General features: G+C 37.8%; 17 protein-coding genes. All 17 read left to right on the top strand.

What is annotated here, in order from left to right:
• Positions 1-25 precede the first annotated feature (25 nt).
• The 17 genes from HZI73_RS22995 to HZI73_RS22915 all read left to right on the top strand — a co-directional run bounded on the left by HZI73_RS22995 (position 26) and on the right by HZI73_RS22915 (position 22,220).
• On the top strand, positions 26-526 hold the full coding sequence (locus HZI73_RS22995; protein ID WP_212695675.1) for a DUF4330 domain-containing protein: 501 nt from the start codon (positions 26-28) through the stop codon (positions 524-526).
• 17 nt (positions 527-543) lie between these two features.
• Positions 544-1,038, top strand: coding sequence for a DUF4330 domain-containing protein (locus HZI73_RS22990; RefSeq protein ID WP_212695674.1), 495 nt, complete (start codon positions 544-546; stop codon positions 1,036-1,038).
• Between the two features lie 28 nt (positions 1,039-1,066).
• Positions 1,067-1,549, top strand: coding sequence for a hypothetical protein (locus HZI73_RS22985; protein WP_212695673.1), 483 nt, complete (start codon positions 1,067-1,069; stop codon positions 1,547-1,549).
• Positions 1,550-1,570: 21 nt separating this feature from the next.
• Positions 1,571-2,968, top strand: a complete 1,398-nt coding sequence (locus HZI73_RS22980) for an O-antigen ligase family protein (protein WP_212695672.1) — start codon at positions 1,571-1,573, stop codon at positions 2,966-2,968.
• A gap of 93 nt (positions 2,969-3,061) precedes the next feature.
• Positions 3,062-4,147, top strand: a complete 1,086-nt coding sequence (gene csaB, locus HZI73_RS22975; RefSeq protein WP_212695671.1) for a polysaccharide pyruvyl transferase CsaB — start codon at positions 3,062-3,064, stop codon at positions 4,145-4,147.
• Between the two features lie 46 nt (positions 4,148-4,193).
• Positions 4,194-4,919: a WecB/TagA/CpsF family glycosyltransferase gene (locus HZI73_RS22970; protein ID WP_212695670.1), complete on the top strand. Its 726-nt coding sequence runs from the start codon at positions 4,194-4,196 to the stop codon at positions 4,917-4,919.
• Between the two features lie 59 nt (positions 4,920-4,978).
• Positions 4,979-5,848: a YitT family protein gene (locus HZI73_RS22965; protein ID WP_212695669.1), complete on the top strand. Its 870-nt coding sequence runs from the start codon at positions 4,979-4,981 to the stop codon at positions 5,846-5,848.
• A gap of 580 nt (positions 5,849-6,428) precedes the next feature.
• A complete protein-coding gene (locus HZI73_RS22960; protein WP_212695668.1) occupies positions 6,429-7,541 on the top strand; it encodes an ABC transporter ATP-binding protein in 1,113 nt (370 codons plus the stop codon).
• Between the two features lie 339 nt (positions 7,542-7,880).
• Positions 7,881-8,972 carry a PucR family transcriptional regulator gene (locus HZI73_RS22955; RefSeq protein WP_212695667.1) on the top strand — a complete coding sequence of 364 codons (1,092 nt, stop codon included), beginning with the start codon at positions 7,881-7,883 and terminating at the stop codon, positions 8,970-8,972.
• 154 nt (positions 8,973-9,126) lie between these two features.
• Positions 9,127-9,813 carry a cell division ATP-binding protein FtsE gene (ftsE, locus tag HZI73_RS22950; protein ID WP_212695666.1) on the top strand — a complete coding sequence of 229 codons (687 nt, stop codon included), beginning with the start codon at positions 9,127-9,129 and terminating at the stop codon, positions 9,811-9,813.
• A complete protein-coding gene (ftsX, locus tag HZI73_RS22945; RefSeq protein WP_212695665.1) occupies positions 9,803-10,711 on the top strand; it encodes a permease-like cell division protein FtsX in 909 nt (302 codons plus the stop codon). Before ftsE ends, ftsX begins: the two co-directional genes overlap by 11 nt.
• A 22-nt stretch (positions 10,712-10,733) precedes the next feature.
• Entirely contained in the window at positions 10,734-11,873 is a 1,140-nt protein-coding gene (locus HZI73_RS22940) for a murein hydrolase activator EnvC family protein (RefSeq protein ID WP_212695664.1), read from the top strand.
• Positions 11,874-12,001: 128 nt separating this feature from the next.
• Positions 12,002-13,303 (top strand): S41 family peptidase, encoded by a 1,302-nt coding sequence (locus HZI73_RS22935; RefSeq protein ID WP_212695663.1) that lies wholly within the window; start codon positions 12,002-12,004, stop codon positions 13,301-13,303.
• A gap of 26 nt (positions 13,304-13,329) precedes the next feature.
• Positions 13,330-14,592 carry a PDZ domain-containing protein gene (locus HZI73_RS22930; protein WP_212695662.1) on the top strand — a complete coding sequence of 421 codons (1,263 nt, stop codon included), beginning with the start codon at positions 13,330-13,332 and terminating at the stop codon, positions 14,590-14,592.
• A gap of 125 nt (positions 14,593-14,717) precedes the next feature.
• A complete protein-coding gene (gene uvrB / locus HZI73_RS22925) occupies positions 14,718-16,703 on the top strand; it encodes an excinuclease ABC subunit UvrB (RefSeq protein WP_212695661.1) in 1,986 nt (661 codons plus the stop codon).
• 49 nt (positions 16,704-16,752) lie between these two features.
• The gene (uvrA, locus tag HZI73_RS22920) at positions 16,753-19,584 is read left to right on the top strand and encodes an excinuclease ABC subunit UvrA (protein ID WP_212695660.1); all 2,832 of its coding nucleotides are present in this window, start codon (positions 16,753-16,755) and stop codon (positions 19,582-19,584) included.
• Between the two features lie 680 nt (positions 19,585-20,264).
• Positions 20,265-22,220, top strand: a complete 1,956-nt coding sequence (locus HZI73_RS22915; RefSeq protein ID WP_212695659.1) for an elongation factor G — start codon at positions 20,265-20,267, stop codon at positions 22,218-22,220.
• Positions 22,221-22,373 lie beyond the last annotated feature (153 nt).

Raw genomic sequence — 22,373 nt, 5'->3', positions numbered from 1 at the left:
TTCGTCTAGAGAAAGGAATGTTGTCATGAAATTAGTGGATAAAAAAGGACGATTATTCGGTATCATTAATCTAATCGATTTACTGATTATACTTATTGTTATAGCTATTGGTTTTGTGGGTTATAACCGGTTTATTAAAAAAACAGATGAAACGGCAACCGGGTCTAGTTCCAATAAAAAAGAAATCTATCTTGTAGCAGAAGCTTACCGGGTTGAAGCAGATATAGCAGCATCCATTCAAGCAGGTGATCAGCTGGTCTCTCAAAATAAGTACCAGCAAGGTGAAATCGACTATGTGGAAATAAGGGATAACGATTATGTGGCAACAGACAAAGAGGGTAACCTGATTGCGGCAAAAGACCCTGTAGAAAAAACCATTGAAGTGGGGATTATCTGCCAAGCCAATATAAGCGGTCCATATATAGATAGTGGTGGACAGATGATTAAGGTAGGCAGTAACTATTGGATTAAGACAAGTAAAGGTCAGATTCAGGGTTATGTGAAAGAAATTCGATTAGATGAATAATATAAGGGAGTGAAAACATGAAGATTATCAATGAAAAGGGTAAGTTATTTGGTCTTATTAATATATTGGATTTAATCACCATTGTACTCATCGTTGCTGTTGTATTTGGTGCGTACACCAAGTTCTTCAAGGGGGGTACCAATCTTTCTATTATTTCCTCTAATCGAACAAAGGAAATGGAATTTGTTGTGCGGTTAAGTCCCAATTACGAGGCTTATTTCAGCCAGCTTGCTGTTGGGGACAAGATAGCTGAGAAAAAACGTTATTTAGATGCTGAAATTACCCAAGTAGACATTGTAGATGCTTACCGGTCGGTGACAGATGAAAACGGTACAGTTCATAAGAAAAAACATCCTTTCTTTAAGGTGGCCTTGGTGACCATTAAAGGAACGGTTTCCGATAAAGACCCTATTTACAAATTAGGTGACCAGGAAATTCGAGTAGGCACACCTCATTGGGTGACCACGCAACTGTGCAATATTTCCGGCCATGTCTATCAGATAAAAGAATAAACGACCATGGATGAAAGGAAGGGATACCATGAACATGATACAATCAAGTGTATTTTATCGCATGTGTAAGTATATCATCAACATTCATGAACACAGTTTATTCTATAAATCGCGTAAAAAAGAGAACAGCTACCCAAGCTATGAACCTAAAACACCCCTCTATCGACAAGCCAGAGTGTACCGTGTATGTTGTGCTATTGGGAAATGTTTTGGGTATATGTTTAAAGCCATTCATCATGGCGCTAAGTCAAGTGGGATGATTGGTGTTTTTGGATCAGCCATGAAAGCCATGAAGAGGACGAAGCTGTGGGCTTTTAATCAATTATTGGTGAGTATCATTGTTGGGTATATTGTGACCAATCTGGTGTTGGGTACTTTTGCAGCCTATAAAGTAAAATACTTGGTTGCTTTCGTGGGCATCATGATCGGTACCAATATAGGTGTTTACCTATGGATGAGATTCAAAGATTCAAGCCTTATAGGAAAACTGTGGAAATCCTTAACACAGTAGAACAGGTCTGTTCATGTGTATATGAGTAAAACAATATGTGGATATAAAATAAAGAGTGAGTTGGTGAGGGATGTGAAGAATAAAATCAATATTCTTATTGTGATATTCGGTTTAGCCATGGGTGCTGTTGGTGCAAAATTCGGCATCAGTATGGCTCTTGGTTTAACCTTATTTGGACTATTGGGCATGGCGGTTTTAATGGATTATGAACGAGCAATTATCCTCTTAGCCTTATATGCCTTTATAGATTTTGGTGTGAGAAATGTAGCAGGTTTAGCCCGATTTGGAGGGATATGGGACGAACTGTTCTTTTTGGTTCTGATTGGTCTATTTATTTATAAGGTGATACGCTATAAGCGGGCTTCCTATAAGTGGACACCCCTTGATTTACCCATTGTCTTTTTTGTTGTGATAGGCATTGTTCTTGTATGTGTTAATTCACCGGATTTAACCATTGCCATTGAAGGACTTCGAGCAGTTGTCCAATATATATTATGGTATTTCCTTGTGGTGCAATTAGTGGATACAACAAAAGGTGTGACTTACATTACATGGACCTTAACAACCATTGGTGGGCTCATGGGTCTTCATGGCTGTTATCAATATGTCACTGGGGCTGAAATGTTAGGGAACTGGACAGACAGTGCAGAAAGCATTACCACACGGGTTTACTCCATTGTAGGGAGTCCCAATATATTAGGTTCCATATTCGTGTTGTTTATACCGATTGGACTGGCTTTGATAACGTCGGATAAAAATATACTAAGAAGAATCATTGCAGCAGGCTTTACTTTGGCCATGTGTGGTGGGTTGTTATTTACTTTTTCAAGAGGTGCTTGGGCAGCTGCTGCATTTGGTATAGCCGTTTATATTTTTTATAAAAATAAAAAGATATTATTACCCATTCTATTAATTGGAGCCTTAGGTGTTATACTGATTCCATCCATTTCCAGTCGTATCAGTTATATGTTAACGGATGAATATGCCATTAAAGCAAGTACAGGCGGCAGAACCTTTCGATGGAACGAAGGGATTAATGAATGGAGTGAAGGTAACAAGGCCATTGGTCTTGGTCTTGGGCGATTTGGTGGCGCTGTGGCGACCAATCATGAGTTATCACCTTTTTACATGGATAACTACTACTTGAAGACTTTGGTTGAGATGGGATATATCGGCTTTATTGCTTATATACTTCTACTGATATGTGTGATAAGATGGTGTTCCACAGCTGTCATTATGGAAAAAAATACACAGCGGAAAGACCTTATGATGGGGCTGTTTGCAGGTGTATTAGGTATTTTATTTAATAATGCCACAGAGAATATTTTTGAGGTACCCATGATGGTAACGTATTTCTGGATTTGTATTGCCTTAATCATGGTGTTGAAATCAGAAAGAAACAATTTTGTACGTGGATAGATGAAAGACCGTATTGAACGGATAGGATAGATTCAAACATCGAATAATAAGATTGAGTAATGACTAAAGGCTACAGAAGAAATGGGTGTTCTAATGATCAATATAGTAATATCAGGATATATTGGCTATAGCAATTGTGGTGATGACGCCATATTGCTTGCCATATGTGAAGGTATAAGAGAACTGAATATCGAGGCGCACATTACAGCCTTATCCAAAAACCCATCCATGACCATGAAGGAAAACAATATTAAATCCGTCTATCGTTTTAATTGGAAGGCTGTTGTACATGCCATTAGAGAAGCAGATATCATTATCAGTGGAGGAGGCAGTCTTCTACAAGACCGGACAAGTACAAGGTCGTTGCTGTATTATCTAGGGATTATTAAGCTTGCTAAACTGTACAAAAAAAAGGTCATGCTCTATGCAAATGGTATTGGACCCATTAATAAAAGGCTTAATCGCATCATCACGAAATACATAGTGAATCAAGTGGACCTTATTACCTTGCGGGATGAATTATCCTTAAAAGATTTGAAGGATATTCGAGTGTCAAAACCCCGTATGCATGTCACAGCAGACCCTGTATTTTCAATGAAAACCATTGACCGTCATGCAGTGAATATACTGAAAGATGCAGGGATTCCTCTTGATAAACCTTTAGTAGGGGTGTTGTTTCGGGAATGGAATAAGTTACGTTATGAAGACGTTTTAGCAGATGTGTGTGACCGACTGATTGAAGAAAAAGATGTGACCATTGTATTGATGCCAATGGAATATCAAGAAGATATTGGTATCAGTAAACGCATTGGTCGCAGGATGAAGCACCAGGCTTATGTGCTGGATAGAGAACTGGATTCGTCATCCATCATCAGCTTAATTGGTGAAATGCACATGATCTTTAGTATGCGGCTCCACGCACTATTATTTGCGGCACTAAGCAGTGTACCCATGGTGGGTGTTGTTTACGACCCCAAGGTGAGCTGCTATCTGGAGTTATTGGATATGCCATCGGCTGGGGATGTCAGTACACTCCAACAAGATAAAATAAGCCATCTTATCAATCATGTGTACGATCATTATGATACCTATGTAGAGAAATTGAATCGGATCAAAGTGGATATGAAGAAAAAAGCGGAATTGAATACCAAATATCTCATGGACTTAATTAATGAATAAGGTGCACGTTGGGATAAGGTATGCGTGAAAGGGTTGGTGGCAGTCAATGAAAGTGGATATACTGGGTGTGAAGTTTGATAACTATACCATGGACCAAGCCATGAATGAAGTGGTGCAGCAGTTGAAAAAAGAAAAAAATGCCTATAAAATCTATACACCCAATCCCGAGATTGTCATGATGGCAAATGAACATATGGACTTTATGAACATTCTCAATCGAGGGGATTTAGTCATTCCTGATGGTATAGGCGTGGTCATAGGAGCCAAGATCATGAAAAAAGACATACCTGAGCGGGTGGCAGGTTATGACTTAGTCCAGAATATACTGGCAGAAATAGCAGATAATAAAATGACAGCCTATTTTCTAGGTTCAGCAAAGGGGATAGCAGAAGAAGCGGCTCATCATATGGAAAAGGCTTACCCTGGCTTAAAAGTCATGGGCACCCATGATGGTTATTTTGATGATCAAGAAGAAAAGCATATCATCGCATCCATCCAATCCTTACAACCGGATGTATTGCTCGTTGGCTTAGGTGCTTATCGCCAAGAAAAATGGATTGATGATCATGTTGAAAAACTTGGTGTCAAAGTGGCTATAGGTGTAGGCGGGTCTTTGGACGGCATGGCAGGTCATGTAAAAAGAGCACCTGTTATTTTCCAAAAACTCTATATGGAATGGTTGTATCGACTCATTAAGCAGCCATCCCGTGCAAGACGTATGCTAAAATTACCACTATTCTTAATACATGTCATCAGACATCGAAAGCATTGAGAAGACGCCCATATCTAACAGGGCTATATGCAATAGATTGAAACAGAAGGAGACATACCATGGAATTAACAAGTAAGCGAAAGCCCTTTATGGATTATATCATCATTATGATCGGAACAACCTTGTTGGCTGCAGGACTTAACATGTTCTTTGTACCACTTAATTTAGTAACAGGTGGTGTAACGGGTTTAGCGATTATTATCAAAGAACTCACAACGGGTATTGTACCAGGTGGTGTGGAACTATGGATTACCAACCTGATTATTAACATACCCCTATTCTTATTAGCCGTTGCTATAAAAGGAAAAGGTTTTGGAGGTAGAAGTTTATTTGCTACAGTCTTTTTGTCCATTGCTTTAATCTATACAGGTAAGTTGCCTGTGGCTACCAATGATATGCTGTTAGGCTGTGTGTTTGGTGGTGTGTTAGCGGGAGCAGGACTTGGGCTGGTTTTTTCTGCTTATTCCACGACGGGTGGTACGGATCTAGCTGCAAGTATTATTCAGAACTATATGAAACACATATCCGTTGCTCAGATCATGTTTTTCTTAGATGCAGTTATTATTACGGCAGGTTATTTTATATTTGGTATAGAAAAAGCCATGTATGCCATCGTAGCTGTCTTTATTACAGCCAAAGTGGTGGATGCCATGCTGGAAGGTATCCATTTCTCCAAGGCAGCATTCATTATATCTGGGCATAACGAAGAAATAGCCAAAGAAATCATGGCAAAATTGGAACGTGGTGTCACAGGGCTGAATGGAAATGGTAAATTTTCCAAAGAGAGTAAAGAAGTGCTGCTCTGTGTCGTATCTAAAAAAGAAATTGTTCGCTTAAAAGAAATTACCCGTGATATTGACAAAAAGGCTTTTGTGATTGTAGCTGATGTAAGAGAAGTGGTCGGGGAAGGGTTCATTGAATACAATTAAGACAAGGTATGGATGTACAGATGAAAGGGCCCTACGGTGCTCTTTTTCTTCTTATAGGAAAGTCCTCTGAATTTAGCATATGAAATAGAAGCGTTTTCATACGCGTCAAGGAAACTTTCCTAACGCAACAACTTGCTTCGCAAGACGCCACGTAGTCCCTTTGTACCTCTTATATGAAAGTTCTTACTATAACAACATCTATTGATATTAACCAATTGGACAACTTATTTTTCCTTTGTTTATTGACCATATGGCTTATATTTGAACCAAGAAAAAACTCGATTTGTGACACTGTCCTAGTTTTTCATCCCCATTTTGAGTAAAAGCTACTAGAATACGGATTGTGTATGCATAAAACATGCAAAAATTATGCATTATACCTAGTTTACAAACTAAACCATCAGTTATTCTAGTTATAAGGATAGAAACAACCCGTCAATATACAAAATATACAAAATGAAATAAGCTAATTTGTTGAATTAATCAATGGTATTGGGAATTAAAATATAGTATATTATCATACGTAAGCTACATAAAGATTCGGAAATAGAACAACAAAAAAATCAAGGGGGCTATTGTTATGGCAAGCTTATCATTAAGAAATATTAAAAAAGTTTACTCACAAGGCGTAACTGCTGTTCAAGATTTTAATTTAGAAATTGAAGATAAAGAATTTATCATCTTTGTAGGACCATCAGGTTGTGGTAAATCAACAACACTACGTATGATTGCAGGTCTTGAAGAGATTACAGAAGGCGAATTATACATTGGTGACAAAATGGTTAATGATGTTGAGCCAAAAGATAGAGATATTGCCATGGTATTCCAAAACTATGCATTATATCCTCATATGACCGTATATGATAATATGGCCTTTGGTCTTAAACTAAGAAAAACACCTAAAGCAGAAATTCAAAAAAGAGTAACGGAAGCTGCTAGAATATTAGATATCGAGCATTTATTAGATCGTAAGCCAAAAGCTTTATCTGGTGGACAAAGACAGCGTGTTGCTATGGGTCGTGCAATCGTTCGTGAGCCAAAAGTATTCTTAATGGATGAACCACTTTCAAACCTAGATGCAAAGCTTAGGGTTCAGATGCGACTTGAGATTTCAAAATTACATCAAAGATTACAAACAACTATTATCTACGTTACACATGACCAGGTAGAGGCCATGACATTAGGTACACGTATCGTTGTTATGAAAGATGGTTTCATCATGCAAGTAGATACACCAACCAATCTATACGAAAAGCCTCAAAACTTATTCGTTGCTGGATTTATTGGTTCACCTCAGATGAATCTTCTAGATGTAAAAGTATCTAAAAATGGTAATAACGTAGAATTAGAATTTGCATCCAATAAAATCAGTGTACCAGACGCTAAAGCTAAGAAATTAGTAGATGGTGGTTATGTAGGTAAGGAAGTTGTTATGGGTATTCGTCCTCAAGACATTCATGATACGCAAATTTTCTTAGAGTCATCACCTAACAGTATTGTTACAGCTACCGTTAATGTAACAGAAATGCTTGGATCAGAGACATTCTTATATTTAACAGCAGAATCAGATGATATCACTGCTCGTGTAGATGCTCGTTCAACAGCAAAACCAGGTGACAAAGTGAAATTAGCCATTGACTTAAACAGAATCCACCTCTTTGATAAAGAAACAGAAAAAGTTATCACAAACTAGTGATCATATAAAAAAAGGAAATGCTTAGGCATTTCCTTTTTTAGATCGTTCTTTATGGCATTTAGTAATAGTTACCTCTTACATATGGATATAAGTCTGTGGACTATGATTTAAAATGAAAAAAGTCCCTATCTGATAAAATCTGTTATAAAAAACAACTAATAAATGTAAACAAACTGTTAAAGTTTAAGAGGAAATCTACAAAATTATAGGTTACCTCTTTTATTTTTGTAAATTTTGCTATAAAATATAGAGTAAGGGATATAAATAGCGCCAATGATGGAAATAATTTCAATAGAGAATGTTTACGATAGAAAAAGTGTAAGGGAGAGAAAACACATGATATCCAATCAAATTATTCAAAATACCATTGAAGGCTTAAAAACGATTACACGCATTGACATAAGTGTTATGGACGCTGATGGTAAGATCCTAGCAACAACAGAGGAAGGTCGTTTAGAGGAATACAATTTCGCAGTACCAGATTTTGTCCGATCACAAGCAGAGAGTCAACTGGTTCTTGGTTATCAATTTTTTAAAGTCTATGATGACCATAATGTCGAATATGTTGTATCTGCAAAAGGTGAAGCAGAAGATGTCTATAAGATTGGCAAGATAGCATCTTTCCAAATTCAAAACTTACTTGTAGCTTATAAGGAAAGATTTGATAAAGATAACTTTATTAAGAATCTATTGTTGGACAACCTGTTACTGGTGGACATCTATAACCGTTCTAAGAAATTGCATATTGAGACAGATGTTCGAAGAATCGTCTACTTAGTGGAAACAAGATTGGAAAAAGATAACAATGCTCTTGAAATTGTTCGCAGTATTTTCCCAACGAAAACAAAAGATTTTATCACCGCTGTGGATGAAAAAAATATCATTATTGTAAAAGAAATAACGGAGAATGATACAAACGAGGATATTTCTAAAACAGCGAAGGTCATCCTTGACACATTAAACACAGAGGCCATGAGCAGTGTTTATGTAGCTATGGGTACCATTGTGAACGATATTAAAGATGTATCCCGGTCATACAAAGAAGCGAAGATGGCTCTTGAAGTCGGTAAAATATTCTACGTGGATAAGTACATCGTTGGTTATAATAACCTTGGCATTGGAAGAATCATCTATCAGTTACCATTACCACTGTGCCAGATGTTTATTAAAGAAATCTTTCATGGTAAATCACCCGATGACTTTGATAAGGAAACCATTACAACCATTAATAAGTTCTTTGAAAACAGTTTGAATGTATCAGAAACGTCTAGGCAGCTATACATTCACCGAAATACATTGGTTTATCGTTTAGATAAGCTACAGAAAAATACAGGATTGGATTTACGTGTATTTGAAGATGCCATCACATTTAAAATAGCATTAATGGTGGTTAAATATATGAAGTTTATTAATGAATCTGAATTCTAAATTGAATAATACCCTTTATTCTTATAATGAAACTTAAGCAATTACAAAACATGTAATTGCCTAAGTTTTGTTGTGGTATAAGAAACTATAATAAGACACAATACAGTACATATGAACAAGTAACCATACATGTAGGGAGTAAGGAGGAACATCTTTGATTCGTCTAGAAAACATGACAAAGATTTACCCCAATGGGGTAACGGCTTTGAATAATGTATCGCTTCAAATACAAAAGGGAGAGTTCGTTTTTGTTGTCGGTAACAGTGGTTCAGGTAAAACCACCCTCATTAAGTTATTAATGAAGGAATTACAGCCGTCAGAAGGCAAAATCATCATTGATAATAAAGACATCACCCGATTAAAAAAACGTTATGTTCCCATATTGAGAAGAAATATAGGGGTTGTATTTCAGGACTTTCGATTACTGGATAAGATGAGTGTGTATGACAATGTTGCATTTGCACTAAAAGTGACAGAAGAACCTAATAAAAAAATAAGGCGCATGGTACCCACCGTATTGTCCATGGTAGGCTTATCCAAGAAAGCGAAAATGTATCCTAAGGAAATATCAGGTGGTGAAAAGCAAAGGACGGCTTTAGCCAGAGCCATTGTGAATAACCCGCCCATTTTAATTGCAGATGAACCCACAGGGAATCTTGATCCCAGTAATTCGTGGGAAATCATGAAATTACTGACAGAGATTAACATGCGAGGTACAACCGTTGTGGTGGTGACCCATGATAAAGAAATGGTCAATGCCATGAAAAAACGCGTAGTAACGCTTAAGAATGGTAGTATTGTAAGAGATGTGCAAAGGGGAGACTACGGAGATGAAGCTTAGAACCATCAACTATTGTTTTAAACAAGGTGTTGTGAATATATTTAAAAATAGACTGATGTCCATGGCCTCCATTGGTACCATTGCAGCTTGCTTATTCATTGTAGGCATCTTTTACATCGTAGCGGCTAACGTGGAAAACACACTGGTAGAGGTTCAAAGTAATTTAGGTATAACTGTTTTCTTTAAGGAAGACATTGAAGAAAGTCAGAAAAAAGCCATACAGACTTTAATCACCAATAGAGAAGAAGTGAAATCCATCGATTACATATCACCCCAAGATGCTTGGGAGTCCGTTAAGGAAATGTATAAAGGACAAGAAGAATATTTATCCGCATGGAATGATAACAATCATCCGCTGATGAACTCCGATAACTATTTGGTGAAAGTAAAGTCCATTGATCAACAAGATAGCCTTGTGAAGTACATTCAAACTTTAGAAGGGGTTCGGATTGTCAAACAAGAACAAGATGTGACCAAGATTTTAAAAGGATTTAATAGTTTTATTAATTATATAAGCATTGTACTGATTATCATTTTGATTGTTATCTCTGTTTTCTTAATTGCGAATACCGTGCGACTGGGTATTGCTTTACGTAAAAATGAGATTAACATTATGAAATACATTGGTGCAAAAGATTACCTGATTAAGTTTCCATTTATCATTGAAGGGATGGTTATTGGAGCCGTAGGTGCCATGATACCACTGGCAGCCATTTATTTTGCCTACGACTATGTGATGGATCTTGTGGTTGAGAAATTTGGTATTGTGAGCCAGTTTATTTATTTTGTGGGTATAGGTGATATATTTAAAATGTTAATTCCATTAAGTTTAATTATCGGTATGGGGATTGGTGTTGTTGGCAGTCGTCTAACCATACGTAAACATTTAAGAGTGTAATAAGAAAGCAAGGGGGATACATATGAAAAAATTAATACGTTATGGCGTGGTGTTTATATTATTCATCATGCTCACCGTGAATAGCGTTGCAACCTCATTGGAACAACAGTTAAAGGATTTAGAAGATAATAAGAAAAACACAGAAGACAGTATTAATGAAGGTAAAGATGCAGTAAAAGATTTACAAAGCACCATTGATAAAGTGGTGGCACGTATGCATGAGTTGGACAAGCAGATTAATACATATGAAACCAATATCAAGGAAGTCCAACAGGACATTGCCTTAAAAGGTGAGGAAATTGACCAAGCCTTATTGGAATTGGATGAAGCCAAGCAAAAAGAACAGGCCTATTTTGAACAAACAGCAGAGCGCATTAAAATCATGTATGAGTATGGGAACACAGCTTACATGGAAGCCTTAATTGCCTCTAAGAATCTCAGTGAATTTTTTAATCGGGTGGAGTATGTGAATGCCATGATGCAATATGACAACAACATGCTTCAGGACCTGGAAGCCATAAAAAATGACATTGTTGCAAAAGAAGAAAAACTAGCTGCTGAAGAAGAAAGTCTTATTGCTTTACGAGACGACCTTGATATGAAGAAGAAAGAAGTAGAAGAGTTACAAGCCAACAAAGAAAGAGAAATGATTAAACTAGATAATGAGCGAGAAACCGTTCTGGCAAGGTTACAAGCTCTTGAAGATGAAGAAAAGAAAATTTTAGCATCCATCAAAAATGTTAAGAGTAAGATGGTATACGATGGTGGTATGATGAAATGGCCTTTTAACAACAATTATTTTATAACATCCCATTTTGGTCCCAGGACACATCCTAAGACAAGGAAACCCTCGTTTCATACAGGATTTGATATAAGAGCTAGTACAGGTACATCTGTAAAAGCCATTTATAAAGGTGAAGTGATTTTTGCACAATATATGAAAGTATGGGGCAATTATATCGTTGTGGACCATGGTGGAGGCTACATAAGTACGTATGCTCATAATGCGACGATGTTGGTTAAAAAAGGTGACAAAGTGAAAACCGGTGAAATCATTGCTAAGTCCGGTAGTACAGGCTGGTCAACAGGTCCTCACTTACATTTAGGGATCAAGAAAAATGGTGAATGGGTAGACCCGGACAAAATTTTGAAGAAAAAATAATGATTAAGTACGATATGGGATAAACTGAATAAGGGACTTCAATAATAAGGATGAGTTTTTGTGCCTATAAAGGTATAATACGGGGTAAAAATCAATACAATATTAATAGCACAGTAAGGAGAATTCATATGGCTGAAAAGAAAAAGTTTATATATGGTTTGATTGTCGGTATTGTCATTGTCCTTATTTTTGACATTATTTATTTAGGCGCAGGACCCTTAATTAGAAAAATTGAAGATGATAATGGGATACAAGTTGTGGAAGAAGGTTATGAGTCACCTAATTCCAAAATCAACGATATTATCCGTTATATTGATGATAAATATTATCTGGAAGATTACGACAAAGAGCAGTTAAAAGCAAATGCATATCGAGGTTTAATTGAAACCCTTGATGATCGGTACAGTGGTTATTTTACCAAAGACCAATACGCATCTTTTATTGAAAGCAGTACCGGTGAGTACCAAGGTATAGGTGCTGCTGTTAATTTTAATGAAGAAACCAAGGACATTATGATTGTGTCACCTTTTATTGGTTCGCCTGCTGAAAAAGCCGGGTTATTACCTGGTGACATCATTAAAAAAGTCGATGGTGAAGATATTAAGGGATTATCCCTTGAAGAAGTCGTTCAAAATAAAATTCGAGGTAAAAAAGATACCAAAGTGGTCTTAACCATTTATCGACCAGAGATTGTGGAAAATGCTGAAGGTGAACTGGAGATAAAAGACACAGACGTAAAAGAAGAAGATTTCATAGACATTGAGATTATTCGGGATGTTATTTCAGAGCCAACGGTATCTTATGACATGTTAGACAATAACATGGGATACATCCGTGTCACAGGTTTTGAGGAAGTAACCTATCAGCAATTCAAAGAGGCTTTAGTGGACTTGGAAAGCCAAATGTTAGAAGGTCTTATTATTGACTTACGTAATAATCCAGGTGGTCTTCTTAACATTGTCATTGACATGGCAGATGAATTATTACCAGAAGGTCTTATTGTCTATACAGAAGATAAAGAAGGTAACCGACAAGTAGCCTATTCCGATAATAAGCATCAATTTAATAAACCACTGGTGGTATTGGTTAATGAAAACAGTGCCAGTGCATCAGAGATTCTTGCTGGAGCTGTAAAGGATAGTGGAACGGGAACACTTGTTGGTACAACAACTTTTGGAAAAGGCCTTGTACAAAGGGTTTTTCCTCTAGAAGATGGGTCAGCTATTAAACTAACCATTGCCAAATACTTTACACCAAGTGGTGATTATATCCATGATAAAGGGATTACACCAGATATAGAGGCAGAGCTGCCAGAAGAATGGCAGAAATATCTTACCGTACCAAGGGAAGAAGATACCCAATTAGATAAAGCCATTCAGGTACTGGGAGAAAAAATTAAAGAAAACAAAGCAATAGCAGACAAAGAATAATATGTGTTAGAGTCAGGGAGAACGATATGAATGCCTTATTAGAAATCATCCATATAACGTTGGTGTCACTATCACGAGCCATACTTAACTTTTCTTTTGTCTTCGTGATTTGGATTATTTATATGCTCATTAAGAAATATAAAAATATCAATATCTATAACTTCGATCATTCGAAAACAGTCATTAATGCCCTTGTAGAATCTATTCTACAAGGCATTATTATAGGTAGCATAGGGAGCCTGATTATTGCGGTCATTGGGCTCCCTATGAATCTTACATACTATCTGATCTTTCTGTTACCACTAGCCTTTGGTTTGGCACTTATCAACATACGGTATCTGTGTTTTTCTTACGCCGCTTCTGTCATGGGTGTTTTATCTATGATTTTCAGGGGACAGCAGATATTTGGCATTACCTTACCCAATATCAACATCAATATCAGCGGGCTTCTAGCACTGGTTGGCATCTTGCACTTGATGGAAGCCATTCTCATCTATTTTGTAGGAGCAGACGATGCCATTCCCATTGTGTCCAAAAAAGATGATCAGATTATGGTTGGTCATCTCATGCAAAAGTACTGGCCCCTTCCCATAGCCATGCTTGTCCTGTCAGCTGGTAGTGTAGCCAGCTCAGAAGTGGTGGAGATGCCTAATTGGTGGCCGTTGTTAAAAGACGTACCTAGCGGTATGAGTACATATTTCTATGGGTTGATGCCTTTTGTAGGGGCTCTTGGATACAGCAGTACCACATACTGTGAGGAACCAAAAAAACGGTGTAAGAAAACAGCTGTCAAGTTGTTGTTTTATAGCCTTATACTGATTGTATTAGCCATATTATCGGTGAATTATATGGCCCTTCAAGTCATCGGTCTTATCTTAATGGCAGGCATGCATGAAGGTTTAATTTTATATGAGCAACACATTGAAAACACCCATGCACCCCTCTATACCTTACCTGAAAAAGGTGTAAGGATTATGAGTGTCATTGCAGATGGTCCAGCGGACCAGATGGGTATGAAATTAGGGGACATCATTACCAAAGTGAATGATATTGAAGTGCTCAATACAAGACAGTTTCGAGCTATTCTGAAAAATGAATATACGTTTTTGTGGATTGAAGTCCAACATATAAACGGCGATATGGAAACCTTCGAGTTTAAAGCCTATCCCGATGGTATCCGTGATTTACAGGTTAGACTTATACCAGAGAACCCTAGAATTATCTACCGTCATCAAAGTGTACAGAAAATAGGGTTGTTTCATATAATAAAAAACCGTTTTCGAAAATAAAATAAAGTCCATAAATATTACCAAATTAAAATGCAAACATATGTTTGCATTTTTTGTTCCTTATGATATAATAGTTAGGATGAAGATAACATGTCTATTGTTAAACATAGAGAAGAGGTGACGATATGTCAGCATTTGAAATAGTATCAGAATTTCAACCTACAGGTGATCAGCCTCAAGCCATCAAAGAATTGGCAGAGGGCTTTAAGCAAGGTAATACATTTGAAACGTTGCTGGGTGTAACAGGTTCAGGTAAGACCTTCAGTATGGCACATATCATAAAACAATTAAACAAGCCCACGCTTATCATGGCCCATAACAAAACATTAGCTGCCCAGCTTTATAGTGAATTTAAAGAGTTTTTCCCAAACAATGCTGTGGAGTATTTTGTCAGCTATTATGATTACTATCAGCCAGAAGCATATGTCCCTCATACGGATACTTTTATAGAAAAAGATTCCTCCATTAACGAGGAAATTGATAAATTAAGACACTCCGCCACAGCGGCATTAGCTGAGCGTAAGGATGTCATCATCGTGGCCAGTGTATCTTGTATCTATGGTCTTGGTAGTCCCATTGATTATCAGAACATGGTATTATCTTTGCGCCCTGGTATGATCAAAGATCGAGATGACATACTACGGAAATTAGTGGATATACAGTACATGCGTAATGATATGAATTTTACACGAGGCACTTTTCGGGTTAGAGGTGATGTGGTTGAGATTTTCCCCGCTACATCTTCGGATAGAGCAGTGCGTGTTGAATTATTTGGTGATGAGATTGAACGCTTAACAGAAATCAATGTGATTACAGGTGAAATTCTAGGCTACATTGACCATATTGCTATATTTCCAGCATCACATTATGTGATTGCATCTGACAAAATAGAGAAGGCCATTCAGGCTATTGATGAAGAAAAAACACAAGTAGTCAAAGCATTTCGTGATCAAGACAAGCTGCTAGAAGCGCAACGTATTGCACAACGGACCAATTATGATATTGAAATGATTCGTGAAACAGGCTTCTGTTCAGGTATAGAGAACTATTCTAGACATTTGACTGGATTAGAACCAGGAGCACCACCCCATACGTTATTTGATTACTTTCCAGATGATTTTTTACTTATTATTGATGAATCCCATAGGACAGTACCACAGATAAGAGGCATGTACGCAGGGGATCAATCCAGGAAATCTACCCTTGTGGAATTTGGATTCCGCTTACCGTCAGCTAAGGATAACCGACCTCTTAATTTTACCGAATTCGAGAATAAGTTAAATCAAGTGCTCTTTGTATCCGCTACACCTGGTCCTTATGAATATGAGCACAAACAGGTCATGGCAGAACAGATTATTCGTCCCACAGGGTTACTGGACCCGCCCATTGAAGTGAAGCCTATCAAAGGGCAGATTGATGATCTTATTTATAATGTACAGAAAGAAATCCAGAAGAACAGCAAAGTATTGATCACCACACTCACCAAGCGTATGGCTGAAGATTTGACAGATTATATGAAAGAATCAGGTATACGGGTCAGGTATCTTCATTCGGATATTGATACCTTGGAACGTATTGAGATCGTACGTGATTTACGTATGAATGTATTTGATGTACTCATTGGCATCAACCTTCTACGTGAAGGATTAGATATACCGGAGATTACGCTAGTAGCCATCTTAGACGCTGATAAAGAAGGTTTCCTGCGTTCTGAAACAGCTCTTATTCAGACCATCGGGCGAGCAGCTCGTAATGATCAGGGGCGTGTTATTATGTATGCGGATAACATGACAGACAGTATGGACCGTGCCATATCCGAAACAAACCGAAGAAGAGGTATTCAAGAAGCCTATAATAAGGAGCATGGTATCACACCACAGACCATCAACAAGCCTGTAAGAGATATCATCAGTATCACCAAGGTAGCAGAAGATGAAGCCACCTATGAATTAAGTAAAGATCCCGAATCCATGAGCAGAGAAGAATTAGAGAAAGCTGTACTAAAATGCTCAAAAGATATGAAACAAGCTGCTGCAGATTTACAATTTGAACGAGCTGCTCAGTTAAGAGATGAATTATACCAGTTAAAAAAACAGCTGGAAGAATTATAAGAAACATTAAGCAGAAGATAAATTGCTAAGATATGAATGAGGTGACGTCGTGGGAAAGAATGTAATTACGATAAAAGGCGCAAGAGAACATAATTTGAAAAACGTGAATCTAACCATACCAAGAGAAAAGTTCGTGGTTTTTACAGGACTTAGTGGTTCAGGGAAATCCTCTTTGGCTTTTGATACCATCTATGCAGAGGGGCAACGGCGCTATGTGGAATCATTATCTGCATATGCAAGACAATTTCTTGGACAGATGGAAAAACCGGATGTGGATAATATTGAAGGTTTATCCCCTGCCATATCCATCGACCAGAAAACCACAAGCCGTAATCCAAGGTCCACAGTAGGAACCGTAACAGAAATCTATGATTATTTAAGACTCCTCTATGCCCGTGTAGGGATACCCCATTGTCCAAAGTGTGGGAAAGTCATTAACCGCCAGACAGTGGACCAAATGGTGGATGTGATTATGAATTTACCTGAACGTACTAAAATTCAGGTATTGGCACCTGTTGTAAGAGGTCGAAAAGGTCAACATCTCAAACTACTTGACCAAGCAAGAAAAAGTGGTTATGTAAGAGTTAAAGTCGATGGCAACATGTATGAGCTATCGGAAGATATTCTGTTGAATAAAAATCAAAAACATACCATTGAAATCGTTATTGACCGGCTAGCCATTCGTGAAGGCATTGAAAAAAGATTAACGGATTCCATAGAGACGGCTATGAAGTTAACAGGCGGGCTTTTAGTCATTGATCAAATTGATGGCAAGCCACTTAACTTTAGCCAGAACTTTTCATGCCCAGATTGTAACGTGAGCATTGATGAAATAGAGCCCAGATTATTTTCATTTAACAATCCATTTGGAGCATGCCCTGAGTGTCATGGTCTTGGATTCAAAATGAAGTTCGATCCAGAGCTCATTATTCCCAATCCAAAGCTGAGCATCAATGGAGGGGCTATTGTAGCACCTGGCTGGGTCGCTGCTTCCAATGAGGAGAGTCATGTAAGCAGTATGTTCAAATCCTTGGCGAAGAAGTATACATTTAAATTGGACACACCTTATGAAAAGTATCCGGATGAAATAAAAGATATCATCATGTATGGTACAAAAGGGGAGAAATTCACGGTCACCTATTCAGGTGAAAGAGGTGAAGGCAAGTACGAAACAGTCTTTGAAGGATTGGTTCAAAGCCTACATCGTCGTTACAAGGAAACGTCATCGGATTATATGAAGCAAGAATATGAATCCTACATGACCAATACACCTTGTCCAGTATGTAGTGGAGCCAGGCTGAATCCTGTAGCTCTGGCAGTTACAATTGGTGACAAGAACATTTCACAAGTCACGCAAATGTCCATTCGGGATATTAAGCAGTTCTTTGACCAACTGACGTTAAACAATCGTCAATTGATGATTGGTGAGCAGATTCTAAAAGAAGTCCATGCACGTGTTGGCTTTCTAGTAGATGTTGGCTTGGATTACTTATCCTTATCACGATCAGCAGGTACCTTATCCGGAGGAGAAGCTCAAAGAATACGTCTGGCTACACAGATTGGTTCTGGCTTAGTTGGTGTGGTGTACATACTGGATGAACCAAGTATCGGCTTACATCAGCGGGATAATGAAAAATTACTGAAAACACTCAACAACCTGAAGAATCTAGGGAATACTCTTATTGTTGTGGAGCATGATGAAGATACCATGTTTGAAGCAGATTATATCGTGGATATTGGCCCACGTGCCGGTGCACATGGTGGTGAGGTGGTTGCAGAAGGTACAGCAGAAGAAATCATGAACAATGAACATTCCATAACAGGGGCATACCTTAGTGGAAGAAGGCAGATTGCCATACCGAAAGAGCGACGTGCTACTAACCACAAATGGATTAAGGTAAAAGGCGCAAAGCAAAATAACCTAAGAAACATCAACATTGACATACCCCTTGGTATATTTACATGTGTGACAGGTGTATCCGGTTCAGGTAAAAGTTCTTTTGTCAATGAGATTCTTTATAAGCGTTTGGCTCGTGACCTGAATCGTTCTAAAATTAAACCAGGCAAGCACATCAGCATGGAAGGTCTTGAACATCTGGATAAAGTCATTGATATTGACCAATCACCTATTGGACGTACCCCAAGATCCAATCCAGCCACCTATACAGGTGTTTTTGACCATATTCGAGATATATTTGCCAGTACAGCAGAGGCCAAGATGCGAGGCTATCAAAAAGGTCGATTTAGTTTTAATGTAAAAGGTGGACGATGTGAAGCTTGTAAAGGTGATGGCATCATTAAAATTGAAATGCACTTTTTACCAGATATCTATGTGCCTTGTGAAGTATGCCATGGCAAGCGTTATAATCGAGAAACCCTTGAAGTGAAGTATAAAGATAAAACCATATCCGATGTACTGGATATGACAGTTGAAGATGCCCTTGTTTTCTTTGAGAACATTCCAAGAATCAAGAATAAACTTCAAACCCTGTATGATGTAGGTTTAACCTATATTAAACTGGGGCAACCATCAACCACCTTATCTGGGGGAGAAGCGCAACGTGTTAAACTGGCTACAGAACTCAGTAAGCGAAGTACTGGAAAGACCATTTATATACTGGATGAGCCCACAACAGGACTACATTTTGAGGATGTTAGTAAATTAATCATGATTCTTCAGCGGCTTGTGGAAGCAGGTAACTCCGTACTTGTCATTGAACATAATCTGGATGTGATTAAAACAGCAGATTATATCATTGATCTTGGACCTGAAGGCGGCGATAAGGGGGGGCTGGTTGTTGCTCAAGGTACACCTGAAAAAGTCGTTAGAGTTAAAAAGTCCTATACAGGAAAGTTCTTAAAGAAAGTACTGAGCAGATAGTAAAAAGCTAAAACTTAAGTTAATGGTCAACTCTCATATGAAGCTGTATCCATTAGCATATGATTTAACCCCAAATACAAGAATTAACGATGATGAAGCAAAATAAAAAGTTAATAGGACTTAGAAATTAATAGGTACAAGGAGAAGAATAGGCTTAACTGCGTAAATCTTCTCCTTGATTTTATGGATGAAAAATGATACCATGAAACTACCAATTCATTATTGGAGATGATCGTATATGAAAAAGGAAAAAATACAGTAGGAACTGCATACAAGTATAAATGAATGTTTAGCAAGACCTTATAGAGAGGTTTATTCTTGCTAGGTTCATTTATCATGTGAAGAGTCCAATAGTACTGTTATAGCGTCAACACATAACACAGGATGAACTCTGTGTTTTTTTGTACCCAATTTTATCGAAAGTGGTACATCATGCTATGTTTAGAGCATTAAACGAAGAATCAATAATCATAAAAAATAAAAAGAAAGAAGTGGTCTTATATGCTAAAAAATACAATGAAAGTCGTAAAAGAAAGAAAAATCATAAGGGATGGTGATGAGAAACCATCAAGTACGATACGATAAAGTGAACAAGACGATCACCTTGAATTGGTACTTTTCAGTTCGTGTATAGATGATGGTTTTCATAGAGCATCCTACGAAAAGTGAGGATGACGCAATTGAAAATAAAAAATATAGGCATTTACGCACACGTGGATGCTGGAAAAACAACCATAACAGAACACTTATTACACAGAGCAGGAGCCATACGACACATTGGAAGAGTTGATCATGGCGATACCCAAACCGATACCATGGCCCTTGAACGACAAAGAGGTATCTCCATACAAGCAACGCCTATCTCTTTTATGTTTGAGGAAACAAAAGTTAATCTAATTGATACACCTGGACATAGTGATTTTATTGCAGAGGTTGAACGGTCCATGCAAGTGCTGGATGGTGCTATCCTCGTTATATCTGCCAAAGAAGGGGTTCAATCCCATACCAATCTCCTTTTTGAAGCCCTTTGCAGCAGACAGATACCAACCATAATCTTTGTCAATAAAATCGATCGGATAGGTGTAGATATGGATCAACTCTTAGATGATATTAAAAAGAATCTAACACCAAAGGGGTTACCCTTAACGCAAGTAGCCCATGCTGGGGATAGGTCATGTAGCGTAGGGGATATTTTCTCAGCGGCTTCACAGAAGGTGTTGGAGTTTTTGGCTGACTACAATGAAACATACCTTGAAAGCTATGTGGATAATGTATGTGTTGACATAGAAACCATGAAGGAGACTATTATAACCTTAGCTCATGAAGGGACAATATATCCCATTTTGTATGGTAGTGCTTTACACAATATCGGTATGGAAGGACTGATAAAAGCCATAGACTGCTTTATACCTGCTTACCCAACAGGCAACCAACAAGAGGAACCATCTGGCCTGGTATTCAAAATCAAACGTAACACCAATAATCAAAAGCAAGTGTATGTACGCTTATACCAAGGGGAACTGCACACAAGAGATTATCTTAAAGGGCATAAAGTGACGCAGATAGAAGGCTTGTCATCTGGCAAGGTCATTCCTGTTGATACATTGACAAGTGGTGATATAGGCATCTTATATGGTATGGAACATTTGCAGGTGGGTGATAGCTTTGGTAAGGCTATGACACATGGAACCATCCAATTGGGTACGCCTACTTTAAAAGTCCAGATCAAACCGGTAGAGGATTATAAGCGAAAAGAACTTTTAGACGCTTTAGTTTTTATGTCAGAAGAAGACCCTTATCTTCAATATGAAATAAGTGACATCGAGCAGGATATTTATTTGAATATCTTTGGGGATATACAACTTGAGATCATAAGAGATCGTTTATACCAAGAATATCAGCTGAATGTCTTATTTGAAGAACCCATGACCATTTATAAAGAAACACCAGTGGGTATAGGTGAAGCTGTCATGTATAAATATGCGAAAGACCATCCTTTCTTTGCTACCGTTGGATTAAGGGTTGAGCCCCTAGAACGGGGAAGCGGATTAGTTTATCATTCAGAAGTAACAACAGGCTTTTTGCCTAGAAGCTTTCAGAATGGTATAGAAGATGGGATTCATCACGCATTTAGTCAAGGCTTAAAAGGTTGGGCATTAACAGATATACGCATTACCCTTATTAAAGGGGAATTCTGTAGTGTCAATAGTACACCCTCTGATTTTCGCGATGTGACACCAATGGTATTGTTAGAAGCTGTCCACCAAGCCAAAACAAAATTGTTGTGGCCCATACTGGCATTCAAGCTTAAAATACCCCAAGCCATGCTAGGAAAAGCCATGTCGGACCTCATATGTAAAAAAGCAGTTTTTCGTCAACCTGAACCAATGGGTCCCTTTTATCGCATACAGGGAACAATACCTGCTGCATTATGCCGAAAGTATGAATTAGAGGTCATAAGCTATACCGAGGGAAAAGGAGTATGGGTCACCCATTTTACTGGTTATGATGATGCACCCAAAGAGGTAGAATGTCATCGCAAGAAAACAAAAGTTGACCCTTTGAATAAAGGACAGTATATTCTCTATAAAAGAGGCGTAGTGAAAAATAAAACAACATCATCGGATAGAAAGTAGTTTTCAGGGTTGTTTTTGGTTCGAAGGACAACTTATCCATACCGTAATAAAAAAATTTAAGAAAACACTTGGCGTGAAGCATCCTATCATCATGTCAAGTGTTTTTTTGTGCACTTCTATACAAGAGATTAATGGCTGAAAGTGCTAAATATG

This window comes from Vallitalea pronyensis (assembly GCF_018141445.1).
GTDB lineage: Bacteria > Bacillota > Clostridia > Lachnospirales > Vallitaleaceae > Vallitalea > Vallitalea pronyensis.
Note: the sequence above shows the minus strand (reverse complement) of the source record. Positions and strands in the feature narration are given on the sequence as shown.

What these genes read in the sequence shown, in the direction of transcription:
- HZI73_RS22985 (WP_212695673.1), top strand. Translation starts at nt 1,067, where the DNA reads ATGAACATGATACAATCAAGTGTATTTTATCGCATGTGTAAGTATATC.
- csaB (WP_212695671.1), top strand. Translation starts at nt 3,062, where the DNA reads ATGATCAATATAGTAATATCAGGATATATTGGCTATAGCAATTGTGGT.
- HZI73_RS22935 (WP_212695663.1), top strand. Translation starts at nt 12,002, where the DNA reads ATGGCTGAAAAGAAAAAGTTTATATATGGTTTGATTGTCGGTATTGTC.
- HZI73_RS22995 (WP_212695675.1), top strand. Translation starts at nt 26, where the DNA reads ATGAAATTAGTGGATAAAAAAGGACGATTATTCGGTATCATTAATCTA.
- HZI73_RS22955 (WP_212695667.1), top strand. Translation starts at nt 7,881, where the DNA reads ATGATATCCAATCAAATTATTCAAAATACCATTGAAGGCTTAAAAACG.
- HZI73_RS22940 (WP_212695664.1), top strand. Translation starts at nt 10,734, where the DNA reads ATGAAAAAATTAATACGTTATGGCGTGGTGTTTATATTATTCATCATG.
- HZI73_RS22980 (WP_212695672.1), top strand. Translation starts at nt 1,571, where the DNA reads ATGAGTAAAACAATATGTGGATATAAAATAAAGAGTGAGTTGGTGAGG.
- ftsX (WP_212695665.1), top strand. Translation starts at nt 9,803, where the DNA reads ATGAAGCTTAGAACCATCAACTATTGTTTTAAACAAGGTGTTGTGAAT.
- HZI73_RS22960 (WP_212695668.1), top strand. Translation starts at nt 6,429, where the DNA reads ATGGCAAGCTTATCATTAAGAAATATTAAAAAAGTTTACTCACAAGGC.
- HZI73_RS22970 (WP_212695670.1), top strand. Translation starts at nt 4,194, where the DNA reads ATGAAAGTGGATATACTGGGTGTGAAGTTTGATAACTATACCATGGAC.
- HZI73_RS22930 (WP_212695662.1), top strand. Translation starts at nt 13,330, where the DNA reads ATGAATGCCTTATTAGAAATCATCCATATAACGTTGGTGTCACTATCA.
- HZI73_RS22990 (WP_212695674.1), top strand. Translation starts at nt 544, where the DNA reads ATGAAGATTATCAATGAAAAGGGTAAGTTATTTGGTCTTATTAATATA.
- uvrB (WP_212695661.1), top strand. Translation starts at nt 14,718, where the DNA reads ATGTCAGCATTTGAAATAGTATCAGAATTTCAACCTACAGGTGATCAG.
- HZI73_RS22965 (WP_212695669.1), top strand. Translation starts at nt 4,979, where the DNA reads ATGGAATTAACAAGTAAGCGAAAGCCCTTTATGGATTATATCATCATT.